Source organism: Pandoraea communis, from assembly GCF_902459745.1.
Taxonomy (GTDB): domain Bacteria; phylum Pseudomonadota; class Gammaproteobacteria; order Burkholderiales; family Burkholderiaceae; genus Pandoraea; species Pandoraea communis.
On sequence record NZ_CABPSJ010000004.1, the window covers coordinates 422,375 to 441,412 of the forward strand.

A 19,038-nucleotide genomic window follows, 5' to 3' on the forward strand; every position below is an offset into this window, starting at 1 on the left:
AGAGCGACAAGGCAACGCGGCCAGCGCAGCGCGCGACGCGTGAACGGAAAAAGCCCGGAGTGTCTATGAAATCCCTGATTTCCTGGCGGACGATGGTCCGTTATCTCGGCGTCGGGCTTGCGCTCGGGGCCTTGGGCGCCGCAGGTGTACCCGCGCTGGCGCAGGCGCAGAGCGCCGATCCCCCGGGCCGGGTGGCCCGTCTGAGCGAATTCGACGGCACCGTCACCTATGCGCCCGCCGGCACCAGCGATTGGCGTTACGCCAACCGCAACCGGCCGCTGACCACTGGCGACGCCATCTGGGTCGACCGCAATGGGCGCGCCGAGATGCACGTGGGGGGCACGGCGGTTCGTATGGGCGCGTCCACGAGTGTCGCGCTGTCTGCCGTGACCGACCAAAATGTGCAACTGAACGTAACGCAAGGGACCGTGGGGCTGCGTCTGCGGACCTACGATCCGAATCAGCCGTACGAGATCGATACACCGAATCTCGCATTCGTCCCTCAACAGGCAGGGGAGTACCGCGTCGACGTCGATCCGAACGGCGTGACGACCGTGAGCGTTTGGCGAGGTGCGGCCACCGTGTACGGGCAGGGCGCTTCGGTGCCGCTGCAACAGGGGCAACGCGTGGCGTTCGTCGGTCAGAACCTGACGCAGCAACCGACGAATCCGCTCGTGGCAGATGCGTTCGACCAATGGGTACGCCAGCGCGACGCGCGCGAGGACGCGTCCGTCTCGGCTCGCTATGTGCCGCGCGACATGACCGGTTTTGAAAGCCTGGACGACTATGGTGCGTGGCAGGAAACCCCGACCTACGGCGCCGTCTGGGTGCCGTCGGATGTGCCTTCGGGCTGGGCGCCGTATCGCACCGGCCATTGGGTCTGGGTCGATCCGTGGGGCTGGACGTGGGTGGATGACGCCCCGTGGGGCTTTGCGCCGTATCACTATGGCCGGTGGGCGTATGTCGACGCGCGCTGGTGCTGGGTGCCGGGACCGGTTGCCGTCCGTCCGGTGTACGCCCCGGCGCTGGTCGGCTGGGTGAGCGGCAGCAGCGGCGGGAATCAGTGGGGCATCTCGTTTGCGGCAGGCGGCGTGGGCCTCGCGTGGTTCGCGCTTGGCCCGCATGATCCGTACCGTCCGGCTTATCGCGCCAGTTCGTCGTATGTCACCAACATCAATCGGTCGACGGTGATCCAGACGACCAACGTCACCAACATCAACGTCAACAACGTGTACGTGAATCGCAACGTGCGCGGCGCCGTGTCGACGATGCCCGCGCAGTCGTTCGTGCAGGGCCGCCCGGTAGGTGCGCCGGTGGCGTTGGCCGCACCGCATGCCGGTCAGACGTGGCGTGTCGGTAATACGCCGGGGGTCGCGCCGGTGCAGCAGAGCGTGTTCGGCAACAGCCGTCGTGCCGCAGGGGCCCCGCCGGCGGGCGTTTTCAACCGGCCGGTGCTCGCCACGCGCGCGCCGCAGGCTCGTGTGATGCCGTCGCGCGAGCTGACGAGCAATCTGCACGCGGTGCCGAATGCTGGCGGTGCGCCGTTGGTTTTCCCTCAGAACGCGCAACAAGCGCAGAACATGCGGCCGGGCGCCCCGAACGCGCAGGGGCGTGTGCAACCGCGTGTGACTGTCGTGGGCACGCACGGCCCGGTCGGTGCGCCGATTGGTGTGAATGGGGCGACGCCCGCACAACCAGCGCTCGGGCCAACCGGCGCCACGGGGACAACGCCGGCGCACGGCGCATTGCCGCCGGCTGGCGGTGTTCCGCCGATGCTTGGTGCGCCAGGGGCGCCCGGCCAGCCGGGAGTTCCGGGGCGTCCGGGAGTACCGGGAGTACCGGGAGTACCGGGAGTACCGGGAGTACCGGGAGTACCGGGAGTACCGGGAGTACCGGGAGTACCCGGTGTGCCGCGAGCGCCAGGTGTTCCGGGTGAGCCGGGCGCGCCGGGATATGCGGGACATGGCGTTTATCAGAATCGTCCGGGGCAACCCGCGCCGCAGGCCCAACCGCCGGTGCGTGGTGAGCCGGCGGTGCCGTCCGGGGTGCCGCATCCTCCGGCAATGAATGCGCCGGGGCAGCCTGCCGCACGCGGCGAAGCACCGCAGGCGGTGCCGCAGCCCGGACACGACGCGGCGCAACGCGATATGCAGATGCGCCGCCCATCGCCGCAGGCCCCGGCGGCACCGCCGGAAATGCGCAATGCACCCGTCCCGCCGGCACCGCAGCGTGTTCAACCGGAAGCGACAGAGCCGGCTCGCCGGCCGCAGCAGTGGCAGTCGCAGCCGCAGGTGCCGCAGCCACAGTTCCAGACGGCACCGCGAGCGCAGCCGCAGATGGAGCGTCCGCAGCCGCAGCCGCAGGTGGAGCACGTTCAACCGCGCCCGCAGCCGCAGATGGAGCGTCCTCAGCCGCGCCCGGAGCCGCAGATCGAGCGACCGCAAGCGCCACCGAGACCTCAGCCTCAGCCGGAGCGCCCGCAGGTGGCTCCTCATCCTCAGCCGCAAGAACCTGCGCACCCGCAACCCGCACCGCGTGAGAGCAAGCCGGAAGGCGCACGCGCACCGTCGCACGAGGCAGAGCATCCGAGCGCCGCGCATCGTCCGGCAAAAGAAGACGATCATCCGCACGGCTAGCGTCGAATCGCGTGGGCTCCCCTTGCGTCAAGCCTGGCTGGCGCAGGGGCAGCCCGTGTCCGCCGGATTCGGGCCGGGTTTGCGGTAAAGTACGATCCATGCGCTTCGATCCCGAACCTATTTCGCATGGACAGTCCGGCAAGACCGCCGTTCTGCTGATCAACCTTGGCACGCCTGACGAGCCGCGCCCTGCGGCCGTGCGTCGCTATCTGCGCGAGTTTCTGTCGGACCCGCGCGTCGTGGAAATCTCCCCGTTGGTGTGGCAGCCGTTGCTGCGGCTGGTGATCTTGCCGTTTCGCTCGCGTCAATCCGCGCAGAAATATGCGACGGTCTGGACGCGCGACGGCTCCCCGCTCAAAGTGAACACCGAGCATCAGACGAACGCGCTACGCGCCTTGCTGCATGCCAACGACTACGACGTGGTCGTCGATTACGCCATGCGCTACGGCAATCCGTCGATTCCCGAGCGCATTCGCGCGCTGCGGCAAAACGGCGTGGAGCGCATTCTCGTCCTGCCGCTGTATCCGCAGTATTCAAGCAGCACGACGGCCACGGCCAGCGACGCCGTGTTCCGGGTACTCGGCCGGCTGCGTAATCAACCCGACGTGCGCACGGTGCGCGACTATCACGATCATCCCGCCTACATCGAGGCGTTGCGTCAGCAGGTCGAGGGCTATTGGCAGCAGCACGGCCGGCCGGATTTCGCTGCCGGCGAACGGCTGTTGCTGAGCTTTCACGGCGTACCTCGTCGTACGCTCGATCTGGGCGATCCGTACCATGACCAGTGTGTGAAGACGGCGCGCCTGCTGGCTGCCGCACTCGGTCTGGACGAAACCACCTGCCGTCTTACGTTTCAGTCGCGTTTCGGCAAGGCGGAATGGCTCCAGCCCTATACCGCACCGACGCTCGAAGAACTCGGCCGTGGCGGCACGCCGCGTGTGGACGTGTTCTGCCCCGGTTTTACCTCCGACTGCCTCGAGACGCTCGAAGAAATCAACATGGAAGGCCGCCACGCGTACCTGTCGGCAGGCGGCAAGGCGTTCCACTTCATCCCGTGTCTGAACGGTGCGAGCGCCTGGATTACGGCGCTTGGCGAGATTGCGGCGCGTCATCTGCAAGGGTGGCCAGTGCTGACGCCAGAGGGCACGGCGCAGGCGTCGTCGGCGGCGGTGGCCTCGACGCGTCAGCGCCAGGTCGCGGCCATGGCCGCATTCGACGAAGCCAGTGCAGCGGCCGCCGCCGCGGCGCAAAACCCGTCGGGAGCCAGTACGTGACGGTCAAGGTTGACGATTCTCCGCAGGCCGCCACGCGCATCGACAAATGGCTGTGGGCCGCCCGTTTCTTCAAGACGCGCTCGCTTGCCACACAAGCGGTCGACCGTGGTCGCGTGCTTTGCAACGAAGCTCGCGTCAAACCGGCGCGCGACGTGCGCCCGGGCGACCTCGTCACCGTGGACAACGGCAGCACGCGCTGGGAAGTGCGGGTGAAAGCCATCGCCGAAGTCCGGGGCTCGGCGCCCGTCGCGCAGTCGCTGTATGAGGAAACGCAAGCCAGTATCCAGGCGCGGGCCGACGAGAGTGAGCGCCGACGTCTGTTTCAGGAGCCGGCGGCACAGATGCACGGGCGTCCGACGAAACGGGACCGACGGCGTCTGGGCGGCGTGAGCGAGTAGCACGCGCCGGTTCTGACGATCTCCCGATCCGCCCTCCATCGGCGGCATTTTCAACGCCCGAATGAACGCCGCCGCTGGCGAAGTGCGCAGCGGCGGGCGTAGAGGGGAGCGGAATTCAGCTGTCCCGCGAAAGGCGGAACGAACCGGGAAAACGGCTTCGCGCACAACGAAAACGTGTCGCGCGCGCCCCGGGGCGATCAGCGCGAAGGGATTCCGGTGTTGGACGAGTGCGCCGGCATGCCCGGCATTTCGACATAGTGATGCAGTACGGCCCGCACGCTACCGTATTCGGTGTCGCGCCGGGTGACTGCGCCGGACAAGCAGATCGTAATCGTCACCATCGTCACCAACGCAAGGATGAAGACAACAGCCAGTGGCAGCTTCATGATGCGCTCCTGAAAGAACACTACGCCGGACGAAGGGTGTCCGGCGAGCGGCCGGGTCCAGCACGGCACATCCATCAACTGGACCGTAATTCATGTTAGGTCGCAGCAACGGCCGATACAATAGAGGACTCGTAACGCGTGTAACCGGATATTTACCGGAACGCCGCGCGCACCGGTATGGCGCATAGAATGCCCGCCAGCTCTTGAAATCGGTGTGAACGTCCCTACTATGCAAAGGGATTTGAACCGGTGGCGCATCGTCGTGGTGCGCTGCAAGAACCTTTTGACGACTCAAGCTCATGACTGAACAGCAAAACACCCCCGACCAGCCGATTCCGTCCCAGGCCGAAGCGGCCCCGAACGACGCTGCGCTCGCGAACGACGCGCTGCCCTCGGTCGAGGCGCAACTTCTGGCGGCACAGGCCGAAGCGGCGAGCCTGCGCGACGATGCGTTGCGCGCCCGCGCCGAGATGGAGAACGTCCGCCGTCGTGCGGAAGATGAAGTGGCAAAAGCCCGCAAATTCGCGGTGGAAAACTTCGCGGAGAACCTGCTGCCGGTGATCGACAGCCTGGAGGCCGCAGCGGCCGACCAGAGCGGCGACGTGGCCAAACTGCAGGAAGGCGTCGCCCTGACCCTGCGCCAACTCGTCTCCGCGCTCGAACGCAGCAAGGTGACGGTCATCGACCCGGCCGGCGCAAAGTTTGATCCGCATCAGCATCAGGCCATCTCCATGGTGCCGGCCGAACAGGAGCCGAATACCGTAGTAGCAGTGCTGCAGAAAGGGTATCTGATTGCCGACCGCGTGCTGCGCCCGGCTTTGGTGACCGTCGCAGCGAGCAAGTAACCGTGCTGCCATGACATCATGGCAAGCTTCGATCTTCGGATAGGCGAAGCGGTTGGCGCGCAAGGCATGGCAGGCGGCCGACGCGGGCATCGATGGACGGCTGGGCAACAGGTAAGGATCGGCGATCATGGCAGGTGACCTTCCGGGCGTGGCGGGTATCGACGGCACGGCATTCGAGGTGTTTTCGATGCAGGCGCTGACGACCGAAACGTTCGACGAAGGGCTGCGTGAGGCAGGCGGGGCGCTGGCGGTGGTGTTTTTCTGGGGCGTCGACTGTTTTAACTGCGAAGTCGCGAAAAAGACCATGCTCGCGCAGCGCGAGGCCATTGCCGCCTTGGGGTTGCGCTGGTTCCATGCCAACGTGTACGCCGATGCGGCGCTGGACAAGCGCTTCGGGTTACACGGCGTACCGACGTTTTTCTTCTTCCACGAAGGCAAGAAGCTTGGCCGGGCAACCGGCTGGCAGGGTTTGCCCCAGTTCCGGCTGGCGGTGGCCGCCGCACGCGAGAAAATCGCGGCGGCGGGGGGCAAAACCGGACAGCAGGAAGGGTCTTGAAATGCACCGGGCTGCACCCATATCTCGTGCAGATCAATGAATTGAATGGGCCGCAGGCCCGAAAGAAAGACGCAAAGGACGCTAGGAGAAATTCAAATGGGCAAAATTATCGGTATTGACTTGGGCACCACCAACTCGTGCGTGGCCGTCATGGAAGGCAATCAGGTCAAGATCATCGAAAACGCGGAAGGTGCCCGCACCACGCCGTCGATCATCGCGTACATGGACGATGGCGAGATCCTGGTCGGCGCGCCGGCCAAGCGTCAGGCGGTGACCAACCCGAAGAACACGCTGTACGCTGTCAAGCGCCTGATCGGCCGCCGCTTCGAAGAAAAAGAAGTGCAGAAGGACATCGGCCTGATGCCGTACAAGATCGTCAAGGCCGACAACGGCGACGCCTGGGTGGAAGCGCGCGACCAGAAGCTGGCCCCGCCGCAGATTTCCGCTGAAGTGCTGCGCAAGATGAAGAAGACCGCCGAGGATTATCTGGGCGAACCGGTGACGGAAGCGGTGATCACGGTGCCGGCCTACTTCAACGACAGCCAGCGTCAGGCAACCAAGGACGCCGGGCGCATCGCCGGTCTGGAAGTCAAGCGCATCATCAATGAGCCGACCGCAGCCGCACTGGCTTTCGGTCTGGACAAGAAAGAAGGCGGCGACCGCAAGATCGCCGTGTATGACCTGGGTGGCGGCACGTTCGACATCTCGATCATCGAAATCGCGGATGTGGACGGCGAGCACCAGTTCGAAGTGCTGTCGACCAACGGCGACACGTTCCTGGGCGGTGAAGACTTCGACCAGCGCATCATCGACTACATCATCGGCGAGTTCAAGAAGGAACAAGGCGTCGATCTGTCGAAGGACGTGCTTGCGCTGCAACGCCTGAAGGAAGCGGCGGAAAAGGCCAAGATCGAACTGTCGTCGAGCCAGCAGACCGAAATCAATCTGCCGTACATCACGGCCGATGCCTCGGGTCCGAAGCACTTGAACCTGAAGATCACGCGCGCCAAGCTCGAAGCGCTGGTCGAAGAGCTGATCGAACGCACGATCGAGCCCTGCCGTCTGGCTATCAAGGATGCCGGTGTGAAGGTGGGCGACATCGACGACGTGATTCTGGTCGGCGGTATGACCCGTATGCCGAAGGTGCAGGACAAGGTCAAGGAGTTCTTCGGCAAGGAGCCGCGCAAGGACGTGAACCCGGACGAAGCCGTGGCCGCAGGTGCCTCGATTCAGGGTTCGGTGCTCTCGGGCGACCGTAAGGATGTGCTGCTGCTCGACGTGACCCCGCTCTCGCTCGGTATCGAAACGCTGGGCGGCGTGATGACGAAGATGATCACGAAGAACACCACGATCCCGACGAAGCACTCGCAAGTGTTCTCGACGGCGGACGACAACCAGCCGGCTGTGACGATCAAGGTGTATCAGGGTGAGCGCGAAATGGCTGCCGGCAACAAGTCGCTGGGCGAGTTCAACCTCGAAGGCATTCCGCCCGCCGCACGTGGCACGCCGCAGATCGAAGTGACCTTCGACATCGACGCCAACGGCATTCTGCATGTGGGCGCGAAGGACAAGGCCACGGGCAAGGAAAACAAGATCGTCATCAAGGCGAACTCGGGCCTGTCGGATGCCGAGATCGAGCAAATGGTGAAGGATGCCGAGCTGAACGCCGAAGAAGACAAGAAGGCTCGCGAACTGGCCGATGCCCGTAACCAGGGCGACGCGCTGGTGCACAGCACCCGCAAGGCGCTGACCGAGTACGGCGACAAGATCGAGGCCTCGGAGAAGGAAGCGATCGAATCGGCCATCACGGCATTGGAAGGCGCACTGCGCGGTTCGGACAAGGCAGATATCGATGCCAAGGTCGAAGCGCTGGGCACCGCGAGCCAGAAGCTCGGCGAGAAGATGTACGCCGATATGCAGGCCCAGGCCGGCGCTGCGGGTGCCGCAGGCGCCGAGCAAGGCAAGCCGCATGACGATAACGTCGTCGACGCTGAAGTAAAAGAAGTCAACGACAAGAAGTAAGGTGTGCATGGCGCGCGGCGCACACCGATGTGCGCCGCGTGTAGGCCGGGTATCGGAGTTCTCTGAAAAGGGAATCTCGACCCGGCTTTTTGCCTGATGGCGACATGCAACAACATTGGAAAGACTTATGTCCAAACGTGATTACTACGAAGTCCTTGGCGTCGCCAAGAACGTCGAAGACAGCGAAATCAAGAAGGCGTATCGCAAGCTGGCGATGAAGTACCACCCGGACCGCAATCCGGACAGCAAGGATGCCGAAGAGAAATTCAAGGAGGTCAAAGAGGCCTACGAGATGCTCTCCGATCCGGAAAAGCGTGCTGCGTACGACCAGTACGGTCACGCGGGCGTCGACCCGAATATGGGCGGCTTCGGCGGTGCGGGCGGTCAGGGCTTCGGTGGCTTCGCAGATGCGTTCGGCGATATCTTTGGCGACATCTTCGGTCAGGGCGGTCCCGGCGGCGGCCGTGGCGGACGGGCCGGTCCGCAGGTGTATCGCGGCGCGGATCTGCGCTACAACATGGAGATCACGCTCGAGCAGGCGGCGAACGGCTTCGACACGCAGATTCGTGTGCCGAACTGGGAAGAATGCGAGATCTGCCACGGTAACGGCGCGAAGCCGGGCACGAAGCCCGAGACCTGCCCGACCTGTAGCGGTTCGGGGACGGTGCGCATGTCGCAGGGCTTCTTCAGCATTCAGCAGACCTGCCCGAAGTGTCACGGCACTGGCTCGTACATTCCCGAGCCCTGCACGAACTGCCACGGCTCGGGCAAGATCAAGAAGACCAAGACGCTGGAGATCAAGATCCCGGCGGGTATCGAAGACGGCATGCGCATCCGTTCGTCCGGCAACGGCGAGCCGGGGGTGAATGGCGGTCCGGCGGGCGACCTGTATGTGGAAATCCACATCAAGGCGCACAACGTGTTCGAGCGCGACGGCAACGATCTGCATTGCCAGATGCCGATTTCGTTCGTCACGGCAGCCCTCGGCGGCGACATCGACGCCCCGACGCTACACGGCAAGGTGACCTTCGAGGTGCCCGAAGGCACGCAGACGGGCAAGACGTTCCGCCTGCGCGGCAAGGGCATCAAGGGCCTGCGCGAGAGCTATCCGGGCGATCTGTACGTGCACGTGCAGGTGGAGACGCCGGTCAAGCTCGACGACAAGCAGAAGCAGATGCTGCGTGACTTCGACACCTCGCTCAAGGCGGGCGGCGCTCGTCACAGCCCGCAGTCGAAGGGCTGGTTCGACCGTGTGAAGCAGTTCTTCGAGTAATTCCATGCAAAGTGAAGCGCCTTTGGCCGCATTCGCGCTGTTGGACGACAGCGCGGATCCGGCCGGCGAGGCGCGTCTGTATACCGGGCTCGTATGCGAGGTGACTTGCGACGAGCCCGGTGTGCTTTCCGACGCGCTTCGCGAAGTGGAAGACGCCTCGCGTCAGGGCCTGCATGCCGTGCTGTTGACCGACTACGAGTTCGGTGTGCGTCTGGGCGGCGTGCATACGGTAACGACGCGTCGTGCGCCGGGCCAGTTTCGCGCGCTGCTGTTCCGTGAATTGCAGCGGCTCGACGCCACGCAGACGCAAGTGTGGTTGTCGCGGCAGGAAGCGGCGTATGCCGGCGATGGCCTGACGCCTGCGCCTGCCATGGGCGGCAGCGACGAGATTCACCGCCCAGGCGTTGCCGGTGTGGCGGCGCTGCAAGCCGACGTCAGCGAAGCTGGCTTCGACGACGCCATTGCCCGCATTCACGAGTGGCTCGCTCAGGGCGAGTGCTATCAGATCAACTACACCTACCGTCTGAATTTCGACGCGTTCGGCTCTCCCGTGGCGCTATACCGACGGTTGCGCGCGCGTCAGCCGGTGCCTTACGGCGCGCTCATCATGCTGCCCGGTGCGCAGGGTGTCGCAGGCCGCGCGATCCTTTCGCTCTCGCCCGAACTGTTTCTGCGCCATTCGCGGGGCCGGATCGAGGCGCGGCCGATGAAAGGCACGGCCCCCGCCAGTGGCGACGCGGTGGAGGATGCCAAGCGCAGTGCCGCACTCGCCGCAGACGAGAAGAATCGCGCCGAGAACCTGATGATCGTCGATCTGTTGCGCAACGATCTCGGGCGCATCGCGACGCCGGGGTCGGTCAAGGTACCGAAACTCTTCGAAGTGACGCGCTTCGCGAGCGTGTTGCAGATGACGTCGACGGTCACGGCGGCGCTGCCCCAAGCCACCTCGTTCGCCGACGTCTTACGTGCGCTTTATCCGTGCGGTTCGATCACCGGCGCGCCGAAGCATCGCACGATGCAACTGATCGGCGAACTGGAAGTGTCGCCGCGCGGGCTGTATACCGGCGCAATCGGTTGGCTTGACGCACGCGAAGACGACCCGCAAGCGCTTGGCGACTTCTGCCTGTCCGTCGCTATTCGGACGCTGGAACTCGACGCCCCGGATGCCAGCGGACTGCGGCGAGGCAGGCTCGGTGTCGGTGCGGGAATCGTGCTCGACAGCAAAGCGGAGGAGGAGCGCGAAGAGTGCAAGCTCAAGGCGCGTTTTCTTAGCGCGCTCGATCCGGGCTTCGAACTCTTCGAGACGATGCGGGCGACGCGAGGCGATGGTGTGGCGCGTGTCGAGCGACATCTCGCGCGTCTGGCGGCATCGGCGGCGTATTTCGGTTTCCGCTTTGATGGCATGGCGTTGCGTGCACAACTCGACGCGGTTGTCGCAACCCTTATGGAGGACACCGTTCACCGGGTTCGTCTGGCGCTCTCACACGACGGCGAGACGGCCATCACGCATGCGGTGCTGGCGCCCCTTCCGGACAAAACGGTGTCGGTGCTGCTACTTGCGGAGAATGCAAGTGCCACACGAGCGGCTGACCTGTTCCTGCGTCACAAAACCACTGTGCGCGCGCAATACGACGACGCCTGGCGTGCCGCAGAAGCGAAGGGTGCCTTCGACGTGCTGTTCTTCAACAAACGGGGCGAGTTGACCGAGGGCGGGCGCAGCAACGTGTTCGTCAAGCGAGACGGTATCTGGATGACGCCGCCGTTATCGTCCGGCGTGCTGCCGGGTGTGATGCGCAATGTGATGCTCGCCGATCCGGCGTGGGCGGCGGTAGAGGCTGTGCTTACGCGCGAAGACGTGCTGAACGCACAGGCGATCGTTGTGTGCAACGCGCTACGCGGGGCACTTCCTGCGCGTTTGGTTGCCGCCGCAGACGCGTGAAGCGAGCCAAGCACTAGCGCCACATCCATCTTCCATGAGGTAAACCGCGCAACGCGGTTTGTGCACTGCACGGCACATCAATCCACTGGGAAAATTCTTAATAGAGCCTTCTTCTGCCCCGCGCACTGCGGGGCTTCCCGTCTATACGGCCATCGGTCGTCGTTGCCCCGCTGGCCCGTACTTCACCGACGAGCGCGGTGGCGTCGTCGGCAAAATCACTCCCTCTCTCGTGGAAGTCGACCTCTGTTGATAGTCATTGGGCTGCCGGGGTGCCGATGTGTCAGTGCATTTCTCGCACAGAATCCTTGGAGCCGGCGTCCGATGTTTATTTGACTCTAGGAGCGAGAAAACATGAACGAGAACGATCTTGAACTGCAGCTTAACGAAGACCAGATTCGCCATATTCAGGCGATGACCGGACAACGTATCGGGGCGATTCGAGTGGTGTCGAATTTCCCGGGGCTTCAAGGGATACAGGGTGTGCAGGGCGTGCAAGGTGCACAGGGTATGCAAGGTGCGCAAGGCTTGCAGGGAGTCCAGGGGGTGCAAGGCCCGCAAGGTATGCAGGGTATTCAGGGTGTGCAAGGGCCGCAGGGTTATCCGAACGCTCAAGGCATGCAAGGCCCGCAAGGCATGCAGGGTGTTCAGGGCATGCAAGGGCCGCAGGGATATCAGCACGCTCAAGGTGTGCAAGGCCCGCAAGGCATGCAGGGTGTTCAGGGCATGCAAGGGCCGCAGGGTTATCAGCACGCTCAAGGCGTGCAAGGCCCGCAAGGCATGCAGGGTGTTCAGGGCATGCAAGGGCCGCAGGGTTATCAGCACGCTCAAGGTGTGCAAGGTCCGCAAGGCATGCAGGGTCCGCAGGGATATCAATACGCGCAAGGCGTGCAAGGCCCGCAAGGTATGCAGGGTCCGCAGGGTTATCAGCACGCTCAAGGTGTGCAAGGTCCGCAAGGTATGCAGGGTCCGCAGGGATATCAATACGCGCAAGGCGTGCAAGGCCCGCAAGGTATGCAGGGTCCGCAGGGTTATCAGCACGCTCAAGGTGTGCAAGGTCCGCAAGGTATGCAGGGTCCGCAGGGATATCAATACGCACAAGGCGTGCAAGGTCCGCAAGGTATGCAGGGTCCGCAGGGATATCAACACGCCCAAGGTGTGCAAGGCCCGCAAGGCATGCAAGGCGCTCAGGGCGTGCAAGGACCGCAGGGTGTTCAGGGTTCGGAACAGGTTCAAGGGATTCAAGGCGCCCAAGGGCTGCATTGATCGCAATGCCGATGTCTACGGCACGGGAGTGCGCAGAGGGCTTGCGCTCTCGTGTTCGTTGACAAACTGGGCGGCTCGGCAGCCGATTCGCCGAGCCGCGAATCCCTGATGAGATATCGCTTTCGATAGCTCACATTGGAGTTGCGATCATGTCGTCAACCCTCATGAATTTGTCGGCGGAACAACGTGCGAAGTTGTTCGATACCACTGGCGCGCCGTTGCGCAGACTTCGTGTCGACGCCGTCAGCGGCACTGCGCAGGCGATCGATCGCTACTGTCAGCGGTGTTTGCTCACAGAGGACTTACCCGGCGTGCATATCGCACCGGACGGCATCTGCGATGCCTGTCATACCTTCGCTGCGGAATCCGCGCGCGGCGATTACACGCAGCGCAAACTTCTCGATGTGGTGGCCGCGTGCCGGGGCACGGGAACACCGGATTGCGTGCTGGCATTCTCGGGAGGAAAGGACAGTGCCCTCACGTTGCTGCTCGCCGTCAAGGAGTTGGGCCTGCATCCCGTCGCCGTGCTCGTCGACAACGGGTTCATTCCCGATGAAGTCAAGGACAACGCGTCATCGTTCTGTGCGCGCTTCGGTGTGTCGCTGGTGATCGAAAAGATCGATATTCGCAGGATTGCCCGCGAGTCTCTGCAATCGGCCTCGGGGCGTATTCCCTGCTCATCGTGCATCAGCGGCGTCTTTGCCGCGATGGCGAAGACCTGCCGGGCACTCAATCTTCGTTTCATCCTCAGTGGTCATCGGTTTCCGCCGCTTGCCTATCCCGTGAGCGGCTTTACGAAGCGTGAAGCGGACAACGGCTTCATCTGCGCCTCGCCGCTTCTGGCCAGACAGCTCACCGAGGCAGAGCAAATGCAATGGATTCGAGATGCGGGCTGGAAGCCCGTGTCAATCGCCGGCAACACATCGAATTGCAAACTGATCGGTGTCGTGGAGCAGCATCTCTACGACGTACAGGGTTTCAATCCGCATATCTATGAGGTCTCGAAGGAAATTCGAGCCGGCTTCTACGATCGCCGGGCGGGTTTCGAAAAAGTGGATCGTCCGGAGATCACTCCGGAACATCAGCAGTGGGTTCTCGACCGGATGCAGCCCGATACCCCAGAGGTCTCTGATAAACCAGAGTGAGTCATATGCACGATTCCATCATCGTTACCGACAACTTCTACCGCGACCCGGACGATGTCCGAACGTTTGCACTGGATCAGGCGTTCACGGTAAAAGGAAATTATCCCGGCGCCCGCACGGGGCCGTTCCTGCACGACGGCGTGATGGACGCTATCCAGAATATCGTCAAGTCGCCGATCACGTATTGGCCGCCGGACACCTACAACGGCGCGTTTCAATACAGCCTCAAGCAGGACGTTACGTGGGTGCACGCGGATCACACCACTGTGTGGTCCGGCGTTGTCTACCTTACGCCGGACGCACCCCCTCAGGCGGGGACGGCATTCTTCCAGCATAACGAAACCGGTTTCGACCTCTATCCCGACGATGAGCGGCAACGCGCGTCTTGCGACGCCGACGCCACCGCCTGGGAGCGCTGGACAATGACCGACCGGATCGCAAATCGTTTCAACCGCCTGATCCTGTTCCGAGGCCGTCGCTTTCACGCGAGTCAGGGACACTTCGGCGACAGCAAAGAGAACGGTCGTTTGTTCCAGACATTCTTTTTCAACACGCAATGCTAATGCGTATCTTCTTACCTGAAGGAGGCAATGAGATGGCAGCTTCGGAACTGTTTTTCCCAGTGGGCTCGCTCGGTCTGAGCAAGGAGCAATCGGCGAAGATCAAGACGGCTTTCGGACATGAGGTCGATAGCGTGCCGCTGTATCGCGTGGTGCCGGTGTCATCCGACGATCGCTATGTGCCGTTGGCCGACGTGCCGGGATTGCCGGGCATTCTCGTGCACTACGGCGATGCGGCGGCATCGGCCGGCGCCAATATCATTGCTTCGGTGATTTCGGATATGGCACGGGGAACCGACGACTCGGCGGTATTCGCCGCGCATACGAAGCTGATGGCGCCGCATTCGGACGAGAGTGCCGCCAAGGCGCGCGCGCCGGCGGCTGGCAAAGCGAAGTGAATTGACATTCGCCTCGATGACTACGCGCAGTGGCAAGGGGAGCGATGTCGCGTCAGGCAGTGCCGGCGATCTTCTGGTGATGGTCAAGGTCGCCGAGCGCTGCAACATCGACTGCGACTATTGCTACATGTATCAGGGTGTCGATCAGGGATGGCGGCAGCGCCCCAAGTTCCTGAGCGAGCCTCATCTCGATCAGTTGGTCGAACGTCTGACCGAGCACCGCCACGCGTTTCCGTCGGCACGAATGACGTTGGAGATCCACGGAGGAGAACCGCTGTTGCTCGGCAAACGCCGCACGGCCCGCTTCTTCGAACATCTGCGGCATCGTTTGAGCGAAGCGGAGTTGGCCATCGTGACGCAAAGCAACGGTGTGTTGATAGACACGTCATGGCTGGACTTGTATGCCGAGTTCGGTGCGACGCTCGGCATCAGTTGCGATGGCCCGCCTGCGCTGCATGATCGGCATCGATACGATTTCGAGAAGCAAGGAACCGGGGCTCGCGTCGAGCAGGCGATTCGTCTATGCCTGTCCTACCCGCAATCGCGGCGAGTGTTCAACGGCGTGCTGGCGGTCATCGACCCTAACAACGATCCGGTGCGAATTCTCGACTACTTCCGCGCATTGGGGTTGAGCGACGTCGACTTTCTGTTACCTGATGCCAACTTTGCCGCACCTCCCCGACACATTCAGGCGTATACGCACGCGCGTTTGCTGGCTTTCCTGTGTCGAGGGTTCGATGCGTGGCTTGCCATCGACGACCCTGCCTTTCACGTGCGCATCTTTGAAACGTTCATTCGGGGCGTGTTGGGCCGTCGCTCCGAACTCGACGCATTTGGTGGCGCATTGGCACCGATTACGGTGGTCGAGAGCGATGGCAGCTATCGGCTGCTGGACGTACTTTCCATCTGCAAGACCGATGCGAGTTACACGGGACTCGGTCTCGAGAAGCATAAGCTCCAGAACTTCGTCGACCTCGCGCGCGCCCGCTATCCGGAAGTCCACGCGGCGTGTCGTGAATGTGAGGCGTTTGTCGCATGCGGCGGCGGCTACGTCGCCCATCGCTTCGACGGAGAGAGCTACGACAATCCCAGCTTCTATTGCAGCGCGTTGGTCGGCTTCTATCGGCATGTCCGAGCGCACGTGAATCGCCTGTCGATCGCTACGCCCGTCAATTAAGTCTGCGTGCATTCAACGCCGGGCGCGACGTCGATGCGCCCGGCGTCGAGCGGAATCATTTTCCGCGAAGCGGCGCAAGACTGCGCCGCTGTCCTTCCTTCCCGCTCTCAACTTCCCTGACGTGCTGCCATCTGCGGCACGAACAGATCGCTCCACTTCGCCGGACGCGTCTTGATCGTGCCCGCGCGGCCCATGAACTCGACGTACTGCATCAGGCCATTGGGCGTTGTGGTGAATTGCAGGCCCGGGTCAGCGAGCATCTGCTCGATTTCGGCTTGCGGCAGATTCATCTTCGACACACGCAGGAACGTCTTCGCTGCACCCACACGATCCTTCGCGATGTAGGCGGCGGCCTCTTCCTGCGCGTCCAGAATCGCCTGCACCAGCTTCGGATTCTGCACGGTGAATTGCTTTGGCGCGAACACGACATCGATGGTGATGTTGCCGAGCACGTCCGTCGAATTCAGCACGCGCTTGATGCGCGGGTCCTTCAGTTCCTGATACGAGAACGGCGGTGAGGTGAAGTGCGCGGTAATCTCCGTCTTGCCCGAGAGCAGCGCGCTCAATGCTTCCGGATGGCTCAGGCTGACCGTCTGCGGATCGAGCTTCGCGTAGTTCTCGATGCCGAACGTCTTTGCCACGGCCATTTGCAGCAACACGGCGGAGAGCGACGTCTTGATGCCTGGAATCGCGATCTTGTCCTTCGGCGTGAAGTCCTTGAGCGACTTGATGTTCGGGTTGTTCGTATTGAGCCAGAGCGGCCCGGTCGACAGCGCTGACAGACCGATCACTTCCGAGCGCGGAATGCCGTGCGCCTTCGACCACAGCGTGACGAAGCCCGGCGCGCCCGTGCCCGCGACATCGAGATTGCCTGCGAGCATTGCGTCGTTGATGACGTTGCCGCCGTCGAGAATGGTCCATGTGGTCTTCACGTCGCCTAGCCCCAGCGCTTTGGCGTGCTTCTCGACGAGTTGCTGGTCGCGCATGACCATCAGCGGCAGATAGAGAATGCCGTAGCCATGCGAGAGGCGCACGGTGCTGGCTTCGGCATGTGCGGCGTTGCCGAGCGTGGAGAGGGCCGTCGTCGCGGCGAGCGTCAGTGCGCTTGCCCAGCGGGCAAACCGGGCAAGACGTGTGGAAGGGGTGGAATGGCGTCGGTTCATGGTGTTGTCGTCTCCGGATAGTTCGAATTATTCATGCCCCCGAAGGGGCGTCAATCAGACACGGCCGCAAAGTGGCAGATCAATGCTGCATGCCCCAGCGATGCAGTGTGCGTTTCTCGATGCGGGCGAACAGCAGGTTCTCGACCGCGAGCCCGATCAGGATCACGAAGAACAGCCCGGCGAAGACGTTGGCCGTCTCCAGCGAATTGCGGTTCTCGAAGATGTACCAGCCGAGGCCGCCCGAGCCCGAGGACACACCGAACACGAGTTCTGCGGCAATCAACGTGCGCCACGCAAACGCCCAGCCCACCTTCAGCCCGGTGAGAATGCTCGGGAAGGCGGCCGGAATGAGCACATGCCGCACCAGCGCGAAACGCTTGAGTCCGTAGTTCTGACCGATCATGCGCAGCGTTTTCGATACGCCGCGAAAGCCGCTGTGCGTGTTCAGTGCCACGGCCCACAGCACCGAGTGCACGAGCACGAAGATCACGCTGCCGTTGCCGAGCCCGAACCAGATCAGTGCGAGCGGCAGCAGCGCGATGGCCGGCAGCGGATTGAACATGGCGGTGAGCGTCTCGAGCAGGTCGTTGCCGATCTTGGAACTGATGGCGACGGTGGTGAGCACGGCGGCAAGCGCAATGCCGATGCCGTAGCCGACGAGCAGTGTCTTGAGCGAGATCGCGGCGCGCAACAGCAGCACGCCGCTCGTCAGACCGCTCGCGAACGCGCCGAGGGTGTCGGTGAAGCTCGGAAAGAGCAGTGCGTTGTCGAGCCAGCGGCCGTAGATTTCCCAGATGATGGCGAGCACGCACAGGATCACGGTCTTGCGCAGCCAGCTCAGGCGGTAGAGGGTCTCGAAGGTAGAGAGCGGGCGCTGAATCGAGGACAACTCGGCCGGCGTCGGCTCCAGCACGATTTCGGGCCGGTACACCGGTTCGATGGGCGCTTGCGCGGACGACGTGGGGTGTTGCGAGGCGATGGCGTTCATGAGCGTCTCCTCAGTGGGCCGCGAACAGCAGTTGATCGATGCGCGTCTCGAGCGCGCTCTGGTGCGCCGTGCCGAGTTGCTCGGGCGCGATGCTGTTGAGTTCGGCCTTGACCTGACCGGGGTGCGGCGAGAGCAGCAGAATGCGCGTGCCGATGCGAATCGCTTCGTCGATGCCGTGCGTGACGAACAGCACCGTGAAGCGTGTGTCGTCCCACAAGCGCAGCAGTTCGTCCTGCATCTTGCGGCGGGTGAGGGCATCCAGCGCGGCGAAGGGTTCGTCCATGAGCAGGACGTCGGGCTCCATTGCCATGCCGCGCGCGATGGACACCCGCTGCTTCATGCCGCCGGAGAGCGTGTGCGGATAACTGTCGATGAATTTCGCCAGACCGACTTTTTCGATGTAATACGCCGCCCGCTCGGTGGCGTCACGCCCCTTCAGGCGGCCGCTCGCGGTGAGTGCGAATTCCACGTTCTGGCGCACGGTCTTCCACGGCAGCAGTTGGTCGAACTCCTGGAACACCATCATGCGATCGGGGCCGGGTTCGGTGATCGTGCGGCCTTTGAGGCGAATCTCGCCATGCACCGGGGGCAAATAGCCGCCAATCGCCTTGAGCAACGTCGATTTGCCGCAGCCGGACGGGCCAAGCAGCACGAACCGGTCGCCGGGGTAGACGTTGAAGCTCACTTGCTGCGCGGCGGTGATGAGGTAGTCGTCGGTCTTGTATTGCAGCGTGACGTGATCGATTTCCAGCAATGGCGGCACCGCGGGCGCAATCGTCCCGGCGGCGCCCGCAAGGGGGGCGTCATGCATTGCGTGTCTCCTGAAGGATGCTTTTATAATCGGCTCGATACTAAGCAGCGAAGCTGTAGCGAAGCTGACATACCGGGCAGGGGGCGCCCGAATTCAGGGGAAACACCGAGGAAGTTGCCGGCGAATTCCGAGAGAATCGCGGGCATACGCCGGGAGATTCACGGCGGCACGGCGTTCGGGAAGACTTCTCGCGCCCGGCGATAC

Annotated in this window: 17 protein-coding genes; 13 read left to right on the plus strand and 4 right to left on the minus strand. The window is 63.2% G+C overall.

Annotation, left to right across the window (positions count from 1 at the left end; all coding sequences use genetic code 11):
- Window positions 1-65: 65 nt before the first annotated feature.
- From PCO31110_RS25895 to PCO31110_RS16625, 3 genes are all read left to right on the plus strand, one after another.
- Window positions 66-2,636 carry a DUF6600 domain-containing protein gene (locus tag PCO31110_RS25895; protein WP_150690907.1) on the plus strand — a complete coding sequence of 857 codons (2,571 nt, stop codon included), beginning with the start codon at window positions 66-68 and terminating at the stop codon, window positions 2,634-2,636.
- A gap of 98 nt (window positions 2,637-2,734) precedes the next feature.
- On the plus strand, window positions 2,735-3,910 hold the full coding sequence (gene hemH / locus PCO31110_RS16620) for a ferrochelatase (RefSeq protein ID WP_010808270.1): 1,176 nt from the start codon (window positions 2,735-2,737) through the stop codon (window positions 3,908-3,910).
- Window positions 3,907-4,308, plus strand: a complete 402-nt coding sequence (locus tag PCO31110_RS16625) for an RNA-binding S4 domain-containing protein (RefSeq protein WP_010808271.1) — start codon at window positions 3,907-3,909, stop codon at window positions 4,306-4,308. The genes hemH and PCO31110_RS16625 overlap by 4 nt, the downstream gene beginning before the upstream one ends.
- Window positions 4,309-4,505: 197 nt before the next feature.
- On the opposite strand, the gene PCO31110_RS16630 is transcribed toward PCO31110_RS16625, so the two are convergent.
- Window positions 4,506-4,694: a hypothetical protein gene (locus PCO31110_RS16630; protein WP_010808272.1), complete on the minus strand. Its 189-nt coding sequence runs from the start codon at window positions 4,692-4,694 to the stop codon at window positions 4,506-4,508.
- A gap of 299 nt (window positions 4,695-4,993) precedes the next feature.
- Between PCO31110_RS16630 and grpE the strand changes: the two genes are divergently transcribed.
- The 10 genes from grpE to PCO31110_RS16680 all read left to right on the plus strand — a co-directional run bounded on the left by grpE (window position 4,994) and on the right by PCO31110_RS16680 (window position 15,872).
- A complete protein-coding gene (grpE, locus tag PCO31110_RS16635; protein WP_150690908.1) occupies window positions 4,994-5,539 on the plus strand; it encodes a nucleotide exchange factor GrpE in 546 nt (181 codons plus the stop codon).
- A gap of 127 nt (window positions 5,540-5,666) precedes the next feature.
- A complete protein-coding gene (locus PCO31110_RS16640) occupies window positions 5,667-6,095 on the plus strand; it encodes a thioredoxin family protein (protein WP_150690909.1) in 429 nt (142 codons plus the stop codon).
- Between the two features lie 96 nt (window positions 6,096-6,191).
- Window positions 6,192-8,117 carry a molecular chaperone DnaK gene (gene dnaK, locus PCO31110_RS16645; RefSeq protein WP_010808276.1) on the plus strand — a complete coding sequence of 642 codons (1,926 nt, stop codon included), beginning with the start codon at window positions 6,192-6,194 and terminating at the stop codon, window positions 8,115-8,117.
- 127 nt (window positions 8,118-8,244) lie between these two features.
- Entirely contained in the window at window positions 8,245-9,390 is a 1,146-nt protein-coding gene (gene dnaJ / locus PCO31110_RS16650; RefSeq protein ID WP_010808277.1) for a molecular chaperone DnaJ, read from the plus strand.
- A 4-nt stretch (window positions 9,391-9,394) separates the two neighbouring features.
- Window positions 9,395-11,329, plus strand: coding sequence for a chorismate-binding protein (locus PCO31110_RS16655; protein WP_150690910.1), 1,935 nt, complete (start codon window positions 9,395-9,397; stop codon window positions 11,327-11,329).
- A 351-nt stretch (window positions 11,330-11,680) separates the two neighbouring features.
- Window positions 11,681-12,592, plus strand: coding sequence for a collagen-like domain-containing protein (locus PCO31110_RS16660; protein ID WP_150690911.1), 912 nt, complete (start codon window positions 11,681-11,683; stop codon window positions 12,590-12,592).
- A 311-nt stretch (window positions 12,593-12,903) separates the two neighbouring features.
- Window positions 12,904-13,737: an adenine nucleotide alpha hydrolase family protein gene (locus tag PCO31110_RS16665; RefSeq protein ID WP_246189867.1), complete on the plus strand. Its 834-nt coding sequence runs from the start codon at window positions 12,904-12,906 to the stop codon at window positions 13,735-13,737.
- Between the two features lie 5 nt (window positions 13,738-13,742).
- A complete protein-coding gene (locus tag PCO31110_RS16670; protein WP_010807184.1) occupies window positions 13,743-14,300 on the plus strand; it encodes a DUF6445 family protein in 558 nt (185 codons plus the stop codon).
- Window positions 14,301-14,332: 32 nt separating this feature from the next.
- On the plus strand, window positions 14,333-14,695 hold the full coding sequence (locus PCO31110_RS16675) for a hypothetical protein (protein WP_010807183.1): 363 nt from the start codon (window positions 14,333-14,335) through the stop codon (window positions 14,693-14,695).
- Between the two features lie 16 nt (window positions 14,696-14,711).
- Window positions 14,712-15,872, plus strand: a complete 1,161-nt coding sequence (locus PCO31110_RS16680) for a radical SAM protein (protein ID WP_010807182.1) — start codon at window positions 14,712-14,714, stop codon at window positions 15,870-15,872.
- Between the two features lie 107 nt (window positions 15,873-15,979).
- Here the strand turns inward: PCO31110_RS16680 and PCO31110_RS16685 are convergent, their stop codons facing one another.
- The 3 genes from PCO31110_RS16685 to PCO31110_RS16695 all read right to left on the minus strand — a co-directional run bounded on the left by PCO31110_RS16685 (window position 15,980) and on the right by PCO31110_RS16695 (window position 18,834).
- The gene (locus PCO31110_RS16685; protein WP_010807181.1) at window positions 15,980-17,035 is read right to left on the minus strand and encodes an ABC transporter substrate-binding protein; all 1,056 of its coding nucleotides are present in this window, start codon (window positions 17,033-17,035) and stop codon (window positions 15,980-15,982) included.
- A 79-nt stretch (window positions 17,036-17,114) separates the two neighbouring features.
- Entirely contained in the window at window positions 17,115-18,023 is a 909-nt protein-coding gene (locus PCO31110_RS16690) for an ABC transporter permease (RefSeq protein ID WP_246189868.1), read from the minus strand.
- 10 nt (window positions 18,024-18,033) lie between these two features.
- Entirely contained in the window at window positions 18,034-18,834 is an 801-nt protein-coding gene (locus PCO31110_RS16695) for an ABC transporter ATP-binding protein (RefSeq protein WP_150690913.1), read from the minus strand.
- Window positions 18,835-19,038: the final 204 nt, after the last annotated feature.

Bases quoted from the DNA above. Each gene is read 5' to 3' on its own strand.
- PCO31110_RS25895 (WP_150690907.1), top strand. From the start codon at position 66: ATGAAATCCCTGATTTCCTGGCGGACGATGGTCCGTTATCTCGGCGTC.
- hemH (WP_010808270.1), top strand. From the start codon at position 2,735: ATGCGCTTCGATCCCGAACCTATTTCGCATGGACAGTCCGGCAAGACC.
- PCO31110_RS16630 (WP_010808272.1), bottom strand. From the start codon at position 4,694: ATGAAGCTGCCACTGGCTGTTGTCTTCATCCTTGCGTTGGTGACGATG.
- grpE (WP_150690908.1), top strand. From the start codon at position 4,994: ATGACTGAACAGCAAAACACCCCCGACCAGCCGATTCCGTCCCAGGCC.
- PCO31110_RS16640 (WP_150690909.1), top strand. From the start codon at position 5,667: ATGGCAGGTGACCTTCCGGGCGTGGCGGGTATCGACGGCACGGCATTC.
- dnaK (WP_010808276.1), top strand. From the start codon at position 6,192: ATGGGCAAAATTATCGGTATTGACTTGGGCACCACCAACTCGTGCGTG.
- dnaJ (WP_010808277.1), top strand. From the start codon at position 8,245: ATGTCCAAACGTGATTACTACGAAGTCCTTGGCGTCGCCAAGAACGTC.
- PCO31110_RS16655 (WP_150690910.1), top strand. From the start codon at position 9,395: ATGCAAAGTGAAGCGCCTTTGGCCGCATTCGCGCTGTTGGACGACAGC.
- PCO31110_RS16660 (WP_150690911.1), top strand. From the start codon at position 11,681: ATGAACGAGAACGATCTTGAACTGCAGCTTAACGAAGACCAGATTCGC.
- PCO31110_RS16670 (WP_010807184.1), top strand. From the start codon at position 13,743: ATGCACGATTCCATCATCGTTACCGACAACTTCTACCGCGACCCGGAC.
- PCO31110_RS16675 (WP_010807183.1), top strand. From the start codon at position 14,333: ATGGCAGCTTCGGAACTGTTTTTCCCAGTGGGCTCGCTCGGTCTGAGC.
- PCO31110_RS16680 (WP_010807182.1), top strand. From the start codon at position 14,712: ATGACTACGCGCAGTGGCAAGGGGAGCGATGTCGCGTCAGGCAGTGCC.
- PCO31110_RS16685 (WP_010807181.1), bottom strand. From the start codon at position 17,035: ATGAACCGACGCCATTCCACCCCTTCCACACGTCTTGCCCGGTTTGCC.
- PCO31110_RS16690 (WP_246189868.1), bottom strand. From the start codon at position 18,023: ATGAACGCCATCGCCTCGCAACACCCCACGTCGTCCGCGCAAGCGCCC.
- PCO31110_RS16695 (WP_150690913.1), bottom strand. From the start codon at position 18,834: ATGCATGACGCCCCCCTTGCGGGCGCCGCCGGGACGATTGCGCCCGCG.